Here is a 12,471-nt window from a genome sequence, read left to right on the forward strand (position 1 = left end):
GCCTTCCCCCGGAGGGGGAAGGAGCAAGGCAAGGAATCAGAGTGTTTTAACCATGGAGCCCTTATGTACAAAGCGCTGACAGCTATTCTTGCAGTAGTGATCGCGGCCCCGGTGTGGGCCCAGATGACCCCCTTGGGCACCTGGAACAGCATCGACGACAAGACCGGCCAGCCCAAGGCCGAGATCCAGATCGTGGACAAGGATGGGGCGCTCAGCGGGCGCGTCGTCAAGAGCCTGCAGCCCAGCAGCGAGCCGCTGTGCACCGAGTGCACGGACGACCGCAAGAACCAGCCCAAGATCGGCATGGAGATCATCCGCGGCGGCAAGCAGGCCGAGGGCGGTGACGTGTGGGAGGGCGGCAAGATCCTCGACCCCGAGAACGGCAAGGAATACCGCGCCACCTTCACCCCCATCGAGGGCGGCAAGGAGCTGCAGGTGCGCGGCTTCATTGGCCCCTTCTTTCGCACGCAGGTGTGGAAGCGCGTGCCGTAAGCAATGACTCTCCCTCCGGGAGGGCAGGGGTGGGGGCCAGCGGCGCTGGTCGGGCATGCAAGCCCCCATCCCGACCTTCCCCCAGAGGGGGAAGGGGTTTGAAAACCGAAAATGGAACAAACATGACCCGATTCAACGTGAAGAAAGTCGCCGTGCTCGGCGCGGGCGTGATGGGCGCGCAGATCGCCGCGCACCTCATCAACGTCAAGGTGCCGGTCATCCTGTTTGACCTGGCCGCCAAGGAAGGGCCAAAGAACGCCATCGCGCTCAAGGCGATCGCCAACCTGAAGAAGCTCAAGCCCTCGCCCATAGGCGTGGCGAGCGATGCGGACCTGATCCAGCCGGCGAACTATGAAGAGCACCTGGAGCTGCTGGGCGAATGCGACCTGGTGATCGAGGCGATCGCCGAGCGCATGGACTGGAAGCAGGACCTGTACCACAAGATTGCGCCGCACGTGCCCGCGCACACGCTGCTCGCATCCAACACCTCGGGCCTGTCGATCACCAGGCTGAGCGAGGCGCTGCCCGAGCAGCTGCGCCACCGCTTTTGCGGCATCCACTTCTTCAACCCGCCGCGCTACATGCCGCTGGTGGAGCTGATCGCCACCCCCGCCACCGAGCCGCGCGTGCTCGACCAGCTCGAAGCCTTCGTCACCAGCGGCCTGGGCAAGGGCGTGGTGCGCGCCAAGGACACGCCCAACTTCATCGCCAACCGCATCGGCATCGCCGGCATCCTCTCGACCATGAAGGAGGCCGAGAAGTACGGCCTGAGCTTTGACGTGGTGGACGACCTCACCGGCAAGAAGCTCGGGCGCGCGTCCAGCGGGACTTTTCGCACGGCCGACGTCGTGGGCCTGGACACCATGGCCCACGTCATCAAGACCATGCAGGACAACCTGGGTCCTGAAACCGATCCGTTCTACGACAGCTTCGGCACGCCGCCGGTGCTGGCCAAGCTGATCGAGCTGGGCCACCTCGGCCAGAAGACCAAGGCGGGCTTTTACAAGAAGGCGGGGCGCGACATCCTGCGCTTCGAGCTGGAGAGCGAAGACTACGTGCCCGCTGGCGCCAAGGCCGACGAGGTCTATGGCCGCATGCTCAAGAAGCCGGCCGCCGAGCGCCTGAAGCTCTTGCGCAACGCCCAGGGCGCCGAGGGGCAATTCCTCTGGGCCATCCTGCGCAACGGCTTTCACTACGCCGCGCTGCACCTGGCCGACATCGCCGAGACCGCGCGCGACGTGGACCAGGCCATGCGCTGGGGCTTCGGCATGAAGCAGGGCCCCTTCGAGCTGTGGCAGGAGGCCGGTTGGCTCGAAGTGGCGAAGATGGTGCAGGAGGACATAGACGCCGGCCGGGCGCTCACGCGCGCGCCGCTGCCCGAATGGGTCTTCAAGGGCCCGGTGGCGGATGCCGGCGGGGTGCATACCGCCCAGGGTTCGTGGAGCCCGTCTGCTGGAAAATTCATAGCGCGTCGCGCAATGCCCGTCTACGAAAGGCAGTATTTTCCCGAGAAACTGCTGGGCGAAGACCAGCTGCCCGACTGGCGCAGCGGCGGCACCACCATCAGCGACGGCGAGGGCCTGCGCCTGTGGACGCTGGACGCGGGCGACTGCGAGAAGTCCGAGCAGGTCCTGATCGCCTCCATCAAGAGCAAGATGCACGCCATCGGCCCGGCGGTGATCGAGGAACTGGGCGAAGCCATTGAGCTTGCCGAGCGCGAATACGCCGCCATGGTGATCTGGTCGGGCGACGCGCCGTTTTCCGTCGGCGCCGACCTGCAGGCCGCGATGCCGGCTTTCATCGCCGCCGGCGTGGACGCGATCGACGGGCTGTCGCAGGAGCTGCAGAACACCATGCTGCGCATCCGCTACGCCCAGGTGCCGGTGGTGGCGGCCGTGCACGGCATGGCGCTGGGCGGCGGCTGCGAGCTGGCGATCTACTGCGCGCGCCGGGTGGCGCACATGGAAAGCTACATGGGGCTGGTCGAGATCGGCGTCGGCCTGGTACCGGGCGCCGGGGGGCTGACCTGGATTGCGCGCCGCGCCGCCGAAAACGCCCAGGCCAGCACCGGCAAGGACCTGCTGCCCTTCCTGACCGAAGGTTTCACCGCCGCGGCCACCGCCAAGGTGGGCACCAGCGCGCTGGAGTGCCGCCAGATCGGCTACCTGCTGGACAGCGACATCGTCGTGCCGCACAAGGAAGAGCTCTTGTACGTGGCGGTAAACGAAGCGCGCGCCATGGCCACCGGCGGCTGGCGCGCGCCGCTCAGGCGCAGCTTCCCCGTGGCGGGGCGCAGCGGCAGCGCCACCATCCGCGGGCAGCTGACCAACATGCGCGCCGGCGGCTTCATCAGCGACCACGATCAGCACATTGCCACGCTGATTGCCGAGATCGTCTGCGGCGGCGACGTGGACGCGGGCACGCTGGTGAACGAGGAATACCTGATGGCCCTGGAGCGCAAGGCCTTCTGCGCGCTGATCCAGCACCCGAAGACGCAGGAGCGCATTCTGGGCATGCTCAGTACCGGCAAGCCGGTGCGCAATTGAACATGGCAGCGCATGCGTCTTTGCTCCCTCCCCCATTGGGGGAGGGCAGGGGTAGGGGCCAGCGGCGTTGGCTGAGGCGGGTTGCCGTTGTGGCGCGGGCGGCCTCCATCCCGGCCTTCCCCCAGAGGGGGAAGGAGTAAGGCATGCAGTACCAGGCCAGCACCCGCGCGCGCAGCAATGCTCCGGTATTGCGCAGCGCCATGACGGACTCCGAGCGCAAGCTCTGGAGCCGCCTGCGTGGCGAACAGCTGGGCGTGAAGTTTCGCCGCCAGCACCCCTTGGGCAGCTACGTCGCGGATTTTGCCTGCCTGGCTCCGCGGCTGATCGTGGAGCTGGACGGTTCTCAGCATCTGGCCCAGGCCGGATACGACGCGCGCAGGGATGCGTTTTTTCGCCATCAAGGGTTCGAGGTGCTGCGGTTTGACAGCAGCGCGCCGTTGACCCAGCTGGAAGGGGTGCTGCAGCGGATTCTGGAGACGCTCCACGCGCTGCAAGCCCCCATCCCCGCCTTCCCCCAGAGGGGGAAGGAGTTGACACACCAAGGAGTTTGACCATGAGCAAGCAAATCCAGGACGCCTACATCGTCGCCGCCACGCGCACGCCGATAGGCAAGTCGCACAAGGGCTTTTTCCGCAACTACCGGCCCGACGACCTGCTGGCCACCACCTTGCGCGCGGCGCTGGCGCAGGTGCCCACGCTGGACCCGGCGGCGGTGGAGGACGTGATTGCCGGCTGCGCCATCCCCGAGGCGCAGCAGGGCCTGAACGTGGCGCGCATTGCCGCGGTGCTCGCGGGCCTGCCCAAGAGCGTGGGCGGGGTGACGGTCAACCGCTTTTGCGCTTCGGGGCTGACCGCCGTGCAGATGGCGGCCGACCGCATCCGCGTGGGCGAGGCCGAGGTGATGATCGCCGCCGGCGTGGAGAGCATGAGCATGGTGCCCATGATGGGCAACAGCCCCAGCCTGTCGCCGACGATCTTTGCCAACGGCGACGAGGACGTGGGCATCGCCTACGGCATGGGCCTCACGGCCGAGAAGGTGGCGCAGCAGTGGAAGGTGACGCGCGAGGCGCAGGACGCGTTTGCGCTGGAATCGCACCGGCGCTCGATCGCCGCGCAGCAGGCCGGGCGTTTTGCCGACGAGATCACGCCGATCGAGGTGACCGACCGTGGCCTGAACCTGGCCACGGGCGAGCCCGTGGTGAAGACGCGCACGGTGAACCTGGACGAAGGTCCGCGCCCCGACACCACGCTCGAAGGCCTGGCCAGGCTGCGCACCGTGTTTGCCGCGCGCGGCACGGTGACGGCGGGCAACAGCAGCCAGACCAGCGACGGCGCGGGCGCGCTGATCCTGGCGAGCGAAGCGGCGGTCAAGCGCTTCAACCTCAAGCCGCTGGCGCGTTTCGTGAGCTTCGCCAGCCGCGGCGTGCGCCCCGAGATCATGGGCGTGGGGCCGATCGAGGCGATCCCGGCCGCGCTCAAGCTCGCCGGCCTGAAGCACGAGGACATGGGCTGGATCGAGCTCAACGAAGCCTTTGCCGCGCAATCGCTGGCGGTGATCAACACGCTGGGGCTGAACACCGATGTGGTCAACCCCATGGGCGGGGCGATCTCGCTCGGCCACCCGCTGGGCGCGACCGGCGCGATCCGCTCGGCCACGGTGGTGCACGCGCTGCAGCGCGAGAACCTCAAGTACGGCATGGTCACGATGTGCGTGGGCATGGGCCAGGGCGCGGCGGGCATCTTCGAGCGCGTCTGAGCGCGGGGCGCACGCCATGCAGGCGCTCACGCTCACCGGCAGCGGCGCGCCGGTTGCCGTCAAGTGCTTCGAAGGCGCGGGCGCGGCGCGCGCCAGCGTGGTCATCGGCAATGCGGTCGGCGTGCACCAGCGCTACTACCAGGACTTTGCCGCCTGGCTGGCGGCGCAGGGCTGGCGCGTCTACACCTTCGACTGGCGTGGCCAGGGCGAATCGCTTGCCGGGTCGATGCGCAGCGCGCGGCCCACGATGCAGGACTGGGTGCGCGACTACGAAACCGTCGTCGCCCATGCCCGGGCGCAACTGCCCGGGCGCCCGCTCTATCTCATCGGCCACAGCCTGGGGGCGCAACTGCCGGGGCTGTTCAGCCGGCCCCAGCAGGTCGACGGCCTGCTGGCGGTGGCCGCGGGCAGCGGCTACTGGCGCGTCAATGCGCCGCAGCTCAGGCGGCGCATCCTGCCGTTCTGGTACCTGGTGATGCCGCTGGCCACCGCGGCCTGCGGCTACTTTCCCGGTGTGCGCCTGGGCATGATCGGCGACCTGCCGGCCAGCATCGCCTGGCAATGGCGCCGCTGGTGCCTGGACCCGCTCTACGCCATGGGCGCGGAGCAGGCGGGGGAAAGCTATGCGCGCGTGCGCTTTCCCATCCACCTGCTGCGCATGATGGACGACGAGATGATGAGCGAGCAGGCCAACCGCGACCTGCTGGCGATGTATCCCGGCACGGCGCAGACCGTGCAGGACCTGGGCGCGCCGGAGGCGGGCGGCCAGCGCATAGGCCACCTGGGCTTCTTCAAGGCCCGCTTCGAGCCCCTGCTGTGGCCCCGCGCCGAGGCGGTGCTGCGCGCCTGGTGCGGCGTCGCGCAGACGACCGGACCGCTGGCGGAGCAAGGGCACACTCGCGCTCCATGACTGCCATGAATCCTTCCTTGCACCCCCTGGACGATGCGCTGGCGCTGACCGCCGCCGGCACCGACGTGTTCACCGGCCGCACCACCGAACCCTACTGGAACATGGTGGGGCCGTTCGGCGGCGTCACCGCGGCCACGCTGCTGCAGGCGGTGATACAGCATCCGGCGCGCCTGGGCGAGCCGCTGTCGCTCACGGTCAACTACGCCGGCGCCGTGGGCGAGGGGCCGTTCGAGCTGCGCGCCACGCCGGTGCGCACCAGCCGCTCGACCCAGCACTGGTGGCTGCAGCTGGTGCAGCCGGACAAGGACGGCAAGGCGCGGGTGATGACCACGGCCACCGCCATCACCGCGGTGCGCCGCCAGACCTGGAGCGCCACCGACCTGCCCATGCCCGAGGCGCCCGCGCCCGAGACCTGCGCGCAGGTGGAGCAGGCCATCCCGGTGCAGTGGGTCAACCGCTATGCGATGCGGCCGGTCGCGGGCATGCCGCCGCGCCAGTGGGACGGCGCCGAGCGCGACAGCCTCACCCGGCTGTGGGTGCGCGACACGCCGGGGCGGGCGCTGGACTTCGTCGCGCTGGCGGCGCTCAGCGACGTGTTCTACCCGCGCATCTGGCGCCGCCGGGCGCTGCACGTACCGGCGGGCACGGTGTCGATGACGGTGTACTTCCATGCGGGCAGCGCGCTGCTGGCCGAGACCGGCAGCGGCTGGCTGCTGGCGCAGGCGCGCGGGCAGGAATACCGCAACGGCTTTTTCGACCAGACGGCGCAGCTGTGGAACCAGGCCGGCCAGATGCTGGCCACCACGCAGCAGATCGTCTATTACAAGGAATGAGAGCATGAGCGCAGCAACGCAGGACATCCTGGTGCACGCCGAAGGCGGCGTGAGCACCATCACCTTCAACCGGGTGGACAAGAAGAATTCCTTCACCGAGCGCATGTACGGCGAGATGGCCGACGTGCTCACCGCCGCGGCCGAAGACGCCAGCGTGCGCTGCGTGCTGTTCCAGGGCGATGCGACGGTGTTCAGCGCGGGCAACGACATTGGCGACTTCCTGCGCCAGGGTGGCGAGGCGCAGGGCGGCGACCTGACGCAGCGCGCCGTCTGGCGCTTTCTCAACGCCATTGCCACCTTCCCCAAGCCCTTGCTGGCCGCCGTCTGCGGCCCGGCCGTGGGCGTGGGCACCACGCTGCTGCTGCACTGCGACCTGGTCTATGCGGGCGACAACGCGGCCTTTGCGCTGCCCTTCGTCAACCTCGGGCTGTGCCCCGAGGCGGCCTCCAGCCTGCTGCTGCCGCAGATGCTGGGCCACCACCGCGCGGCCGAGGCGCTGATGCTGGGCGAGCCCTTCATGGCCGAGGCGGCGCTGGAGGTGGGCCTGGTCAACCGCGTGGTGCCGCCCACCGAATGCAACGCCCTGGCCCAGGCCCAGGCGAGGAAGCTCGCCGCCAAGCCTTTGAGCGCGCTGATCGAGACCAAGCGCCTGATGAAGGGCGGCCAGACGCGCGCGGTGCTGGAGCGCATGGCTGAGGAGGGGCAGTCCTTCTCGCGCCTGATGCGCACGCCCGCGGCGCGCGAAGCCTTCACGGCCTTCGTTGAAAAGAGAAAACCGGATTTCAGCCACTGCTGAAAGCCGTGCCTTCCGCCAGGAAGGCGAGGCCGCGCAGCCGGCCGGTTGGGTCTTTCGCCAAAAGAGAAAACCGGATTTCAGCCGCGCAGTTGCCGTTGCGCCGCGTACAGTGTGCTCAATCGGCCCGCACAAACATCCTGCCTGGCGAGGGCCTCCTGCGCCTGCCCGAACGAGGCCGCGTCTCGCGGTGTGGCCTCGCCCTCGCCGCTTTGAATGATTACCGCTGGTTCATGTGGCTCGTCCGGTTCCTGCCGGACGTGGGGTGCATGGGCGCTGGGGTGGCCGATGGGCTTGAGCCGTGTGGGCATGGTGACCTCGTGAAGGATCTGAATGTACAGGCCACGCGATCTGCGTCCGTGTCGAACAGATCGAATGTTTTTACAAAGCAAGCGCTTGATTAAATTAAAAAGCTTTGCTAACCTGCGCGCATGCCCGAGACCCTTGCGCAAGATCCGGCGGCTGAAGCCGCGCCACGCCGCCCGCGCGGGCGGCCGCGCAAGAGTGCGCAGCATCTGGACGAGAGCGGGCGCCGGCGCGAGCTGATGGAGCAGGCGGCGCGCCTGTTTCTCGTCAAGGGCTACGCGGCGACCACCACGCGCGACATCGCGGCGGCGGTCGGCATGCACAGCGGCTCGCCCTTCTATTACTTCAAGAGCAAGAGCGCCCTTTTGTACGCGGTGATGCGCGAGGGCATGGAAGGCGCGCTGGCAAGCCAGCAGCAGGCGCTGGACAAGCTCGCGCCCGAGGCCGACGCGCATGCCCGATTGCGCGCGCTGATACGCCACCACTTCGACATCCTGCTGGGGCCGGCCAGCGGCTTCATTCCGGTGATGCTCTATGAGTGGCGCTCGCTCACGGCGGCGCAGAAGAAGGGTGTCTCGCAGGTCAAGGACACCTACGAGGCCGCCTGGATGCCGGCGCTCGAGGCCTTGGCGGCGCAGGGCGATCTGCGCGCCAGTCCGGCGGTGGCGCGGCTGTTCATCTTTGGCGCGCTCAACTGGTCGGTGCAGTGGTTCCGGGTGCGCGGCAGCCAGACGCTGGACGGCCTGACCGAGCAAGCGCTGCATCTTTTTGCGGGGAAAGCATGAATTACCAATCGATCTTCCGGCCCGGCCTGTTTGCCGGGCAGACCATCATCGTGACCGGTGGCGGCTCGGGCATAGGGCGCTGCAGCGCGCACGAGCTGGCGCAGCTCGGCGCGCGGGTGGTGCTGGTGGGGCGCAAGCTGGACAAGCTGCAGGCGGTGCAGGCCGAGATTGCGCAGGACGGCGGCCAGGCCGACACGCAGGTCTGCGACATCCGCGACGAACCGGCGGTGCAGGCCATGGTGGCGGCGGTGGTGGCGGCGCACGGGCGCGTGGATGCGCTGGTGAACAACGCCGGCGGGCAGTACATCACGCCGCTGGAAAAGATCAGCGCCAGGGGCTGGGAGGCGGTGGTCAACACCAACCTGACCGGCGGCTTCCTGGTGGCGCGCGAGTGCTATCTGCAGAGCATGCAGGCGCAGGGCGGTTCAATAGTGAACATCGTGGCGGACATGTGGGGCTCCATGCCCAACATGGGCCACAGCGGCGCGGCGCGCGCGGGCATGGTGAGCTTCACCGAGACGGCGGCGGCCGAGTGGGCCAGGAGCGGCGTGCGCGTGAACGCGGTGGCGCCGGGCTACATCGCCTCCAGCGGCATGGACCACTACCCGCCCGAGGCCGGCGACATGCTGCGCGCGATGCGCCGCACCGTGCCGCTGGGGCGTTTTGGCACCGAGGCGGAGGTGTCGGGCGCCATCGCCTTCCTGCTCAGCCCCGCGGCCAACTTCATCAGCGGCAGCGTGGTGCGCATCGACGGCGCGCGCCCGCAGGTGCGCATGGGCTGGCCGATGCAGCTGCCGTCGGGTGAAGTGCAGCAGCGCCCGGCGGTGCGCGCGTTCAACGGGTTCCACCGCGCGGTCACGCCCCGGGTGTTTGCCGATGACGCAGGGGGCGGCGCATGACGGCGTTCGCATCGCGCTGGAACGCGGCCAGCGCCCAGGCGCAGCAGCGGCGCGCGCACATGCTGGCGCGCATCGGGCAGCTGCGGGCGCTGGAGCAGCGCGCGCAGGACGCCTCGGCGCAGGCCGGGCCGCGCTTTGCCAAGCGCCACCAACTGTTGCCGCGCGAGCGCGTGGCGTTGCTGCTGGATGCCGGCAGCCCCTGGTTGCCGCTGGCTTCGCTGGCGGGATTCCTGCATGACGTGCCCGATGCCGACAAATCCGTGCCCGGCGGCGGCATCGTCGCGGGCATCGGCTTCATCTCGGGCACGCGCTGCATGGTGGTGGCGAGCGATTCCGGCATAGAGGCGGGCGCGATCCAGCCCATGGGCCTGGACAAGATCCTGCGCGTGCAGGAGATCGCGCTGCGCGAGCGTCTGCCCTTCATCCATCTGGTGGAAAGCGCGGGCGCCAACCTGATGCGCTACCGCGTGGAGGGTTTCGTTTACGGCGGCAGCATGTTCCGCAACCTGGCGCGCCTGTCCGCGGCGGGCATTCCGGTCATCACCGTGCAGCATGGTTCGGGCACGGCGGGCGGGGCCTACATGCCGGGGCTGTCGGACATCGTGATCATGGTGGAGGGCCGCTCGCGCGCCTTTCTGGCCGGGCCGCCGCTGCTCAAGGCCGCCACCGGCGAGGTGGCGACGGAAGAAGAGCTGGGCGGTGCGCTGATGCACACCACCGTCTCGGGCCTGGGCGAATACCTGGCGCGCGACGACCGCGAGGCGCTGGGCATCGCGCGGCACGTGGTGGCACAACTTCAATGGTCAAATCGGCCTCAAACCCTTGCTGGTCAAGCGCAAGCAGCTATTGAAAAATGGTATGCCGAGCCGCCCTGGCCGGTGGACGACTTGCTCACGCTGATGCCTGCCCACCACCGCGAGCCGGTGGACATGCGCGAGGTGGCCGCGCGCATCGTCGATGGCGGGGCGTTGCTGGAGTTCAAGAGTGGCCACGGCATGGCCACGGTCTGCGCGCAGGCGGCCATCCAGGGGCATGCGGTGGGCCTCATCACCAACAACGGGCCGATCGACATTGCCGGCGCCAACAAGGCCACGCACTTCATCCAGTGGATGTGCCAGCTCGGCCACCCCATCGTCTATCTGCAGAACACCACCGGCTACATGGTGGGCAAGGAGATGGAGCAGGGCGGCATCATCAAGCATGGCAGCAAGATGATCCAGGCGGTGACCAATGCCACGGTGCCGCAGCTCACCATCCAGTGCGGCGCCAGCTTTGGCGCGGGCAACTACGGCATGTGCGGGCGCGGTTTTGCGCCGCGCTTTCTCTTTGCCTGGCCCACGGCCACCACGGCGGTGATGGGCGGCGAGCAGGCGGCAGGCACCATGCGCATCGTCACCGAGGCGGCCCTCAGGCGCAAGGGCGTGGAGCCCGACCAGCACAAGATGCAGCAGCAGTTTGATGCCGTGGTTGCGATGTTCGAGCGCCAGCAGGACGCGTTTGCCACCAGCGGCATGCTGCTGGACGACGGCGTGATCGACCCGCGCGACACCCGTGCGGTGCTGGGCTTTTGCCTTTCCACCATCGCCGAGGGCGCGGCGCGCGAACTGCGGCCCATGCAGTTTGGCGTGGCGCGGATGTGAGCCCCATGGCGGCGCATCTGTCTTTCTCCTTCCCCCTCTGGGGGAAGGCCGGGATGGGGGCTTTGGCGCCGGGCGCGATCTCCGTGCCGCGCTAGCCCCCACCCCTCCCTCCCCCAAAGGGGGAGGGAGTCATACACCTGACTGGAGACTTTCCATGCAACTGACCCACGACCACGAGCAGATCCGCGACACGCTCAAGCGCTATATCGACGAAAAGATCAACCCGCACGTCGATGAATGGGAGGCGGCGGAGATCTTCCCTGCGCACCAGGTCTTCAAGGGCCTGGGCGACCTGGGCCTGCTGGGCCTGACCAAGCCGGTGGAATACGGCGGCATGGGGCTGGACTACTCCTACAGCATGCTGATGGCCGAGACCATGGGGCTGGTGAACTGCGGCGCCATCCCCATGGCCGTGGGCGTGCAGACCGACATGTGCACCCCGGCGCTGGCGCGCTTCGGCAGTGATGCGCTCAAGCGCGAGTTTCTCGCCCCGGCTATTGCGGGGGACATGGTGGGCTGCATCGGCGTGTCCGAGCCGGGCGCGGGCAGCGACGTGGCGGGCATCACCAGCCGCGCGCGCCGCGATGGCGACGACTACGTGATCACCGGCCAGAAGATGTGGATCACCAACAGCCTGCAGGCCGACTGGATGTGCATGCTGGTGAACACCGGCGAAGGGCCCATGCACAAGAACAAGAGCCTGATCATCGTGCCCATGCGCGACGGCCCGAACGGCCAGTTGACCAAGGGCATAGAGGTGGCGCAAAAGATCCGCAAGATCGGCATGAACGCGAGCGATACCGGCCTGATCTACTTTGACGAAGTGCGCGTGCCCGCGCGCAACCTGATCGGCCAGGAGGGCCAGGGCTTCATCTACCAGATGCAGCAGTTCCAGGAAGAGCGCCTGTGGGCCGCGGCCAATGCCATCACCGGCATGGAGGTGGCGATACGCGAGACCGTCGAATACACCCGCCAGCGCAAGATGTTCGGCGCCACGCTGCTGGACCAGCAGTGGGTGCAGTTCAAGCTGGTGGAGCTGCAGACCGAGGTGGAGGCGCTGCGCGCGCTGACGTGGAAGGCGGGCGAGCGCTACGTGGCGGGCGACGACGTGCTGCAGTGGGCCAGCATGGCCAAGCTCAAGGCCGGGCGCCTGACGCGCGAGGTGGCCGACACCTGCCTGCAGTTCTGGGGCGGCATGGGCTTCACCTGGGACAACCGCGTCTCGCGCCTGTACCGCGACGGGCGGCTGGGCTCGATCGGCGGCGGGGCGGACGAGGTGATGCTGGGGATCATTGCCAAGACCATGGGGCTGGCGAAGCGCCATGCGGGTTGACGTGATGGCTTTCGGATATTTCTCCTTCCCCCTTTGGGGGAAGGCAGGGATGGGGGCGGCTTGCGCCTTGCGGAGTTTTGTTGTGGGTGCGAACGCCGCTGGCCCCCACCCCTGCCCCGGTGCTGGCGGCGAGACGCCGCCGCTCTTCGGGGTGTCCCGCTGCGCACTGGCGCAGCGG

General features: G+C 68.5%; 11 protein-coding genes. All 11 read left to right on the forward strand.

The genetic code is table 11. The annotated features are described in order from the left end of the window. The first annotated feature begins 63 nt into the window (after window positions 1–63). The 11 genes from FOZ74_RS09700 (at window position 64) to FOZ74_RS09750 (ending at window position 12,293) form a co-directional block, all read left to right on the forward strand. Entirely contained in the window at window positions 64–492 is a 429-nt protein-coding gene (locus FOZ74_RS09700; protein WP_146912872.1) for a DUF2147 domain-containing protein, read from the forward strand. A gap of 122 nt (window positions 493–614) precedes the next feature. Beyond that, window positions 615–3,038, forward strand: a complete 2,424-nt coding sequence (locus FOZ74_RS09705) for a 3-hydroxyacyl-CoA dehydrogenase/enoyl-CoA hydratase family protein (protein ID WP_146912873.1) — start codon at window positions 615–617, stop codon at window positions 3,036–3,038. Between the two features lie 143 nt (window positions 3,039–3,181). Continuing rightward, the gene (locus FOZ74_RS09710) at window positions 3,182–3,589 is read left to right on the forward strand and encodes an endonuclease domain-containing protein (RefSeq protein ID WP_146912874.1); all 408 of its coding nucleotides are present in this window, start codon (window positions 3,182–3,184) and stop codon (window positions 3,587–3,589) included. Window positions 3,590–3,591: 2 nt separating this feature from the next. Beyond that, a complete protein-coding gene (locus FOZ74_RS09715; RefSeq protein ID WP_146912875.1) occupies window positions 3,592–4,794 on the forward strand; it encodes an acetyl-CoA C-acyltransferase in 1,203 nt (400 codons plus the stop codon). 16 nt (window positions 4,795–4,810) lie between these two features. Further along, window positions 4,811–5,704: an alpha/beta hydrolase family protein gene (locus FOZ74_RS09720; RefSeq protein ID WP_146912876.1), complete on the forward strand. Its 894-nt coding sequence runs from the start codon at window positions 4,811–4,813 to the stop codon at window positions 5,702–5,704. 5 nt (window positions 5,705–5,709) lie between these two features. Then, entirely contained in the window at window positions 5,710–6,537 is an 828-nt protein-coding gene (locus FOZ74_RS09725; protein ID WP_186764692.1) for an acyl-CoA thioesterase, read from the forward strand. 4 nt (window positions 6,538–6,541) lie between these two features. Next, on the forward strand, window positions 6,542–7,333 hold the full coding sequence (locus FOZ74_RS09730; RefSeq protein ID WP_146912878.1) for an enoyl-CoA hydratase: 792 nt from the start codon (window positions 6,542–6,544) through the stop codon (window positions 7,331–7,333). Window positions 7,334–7,761: 428 nt separating this feature from the next. Beyond that, window positions 7,762–8,421 carry a TetR-type transcription factor C-terminal domain-containing protein gene (locus FOZ74_RS09735; RefSeq protein ID WP_146912879.1) on the forward strand — a complete coding sequence of 220 codons (660 nt, stop codon included), beginning with the start codon at window positions 7,762–7,764 and terminating at the stop codon, window positions 8,419–8,421. Beyond that, window positions 8,418–9,320, forward strand: coding sequence for an SDR family oxidoreductase (locus tag FOZ74_RS09740; RefSeq protein ID WP_146912880.1), 903 nt, complete (start codon window positions 8,418–8,420; stop codon window positions 9,318–9,320). Before FOZ74_RS09735 ends, FOZ74_RS09740 begins: the two co-directional genes overlap by 4 nt. Further along, complete coding sequence (locus tag FOZ74_RS09745; RefSeq protein WP_146912881.1) at window positions 9,317–10,960, forward strand: acyl-CoA carboxylase subunit beta; 1,644 nt, start codon at window positions 9,317–9,319, stop codon at window positions 10,958–10,960. Before FOZ74_RS09740 ends, FOZ74_RS09745 begins: the two co-directional genes overlap by 4 nt. Before the next feature lie 154 nt (window positions 10,961–11,114). Next, a complete protein-coding gene (locus tag FOZ74_RS09750; protein ID WP_146912882.1) occupies window positions 11,115–12,293 on the forward strand; it encodes an acyl-CoA dehydrogenase family protein in 1,179 nt (392 codons plus the stop codon). The last annotated feature ends 178 nt before the right edge of the window (window positions 12,294–12,471 follow it).

This window comes from Comamonas flocculans (assembly GCF_007954405.1).
In the GTDB taxonomy this organism is placed as follows: Bacteria; Pseudomonadota; Gammaproteobacteria; order Burkholderiales; family Burkholderiaceae_C; genus Comamonas_C; species Comamonas_C flocculans.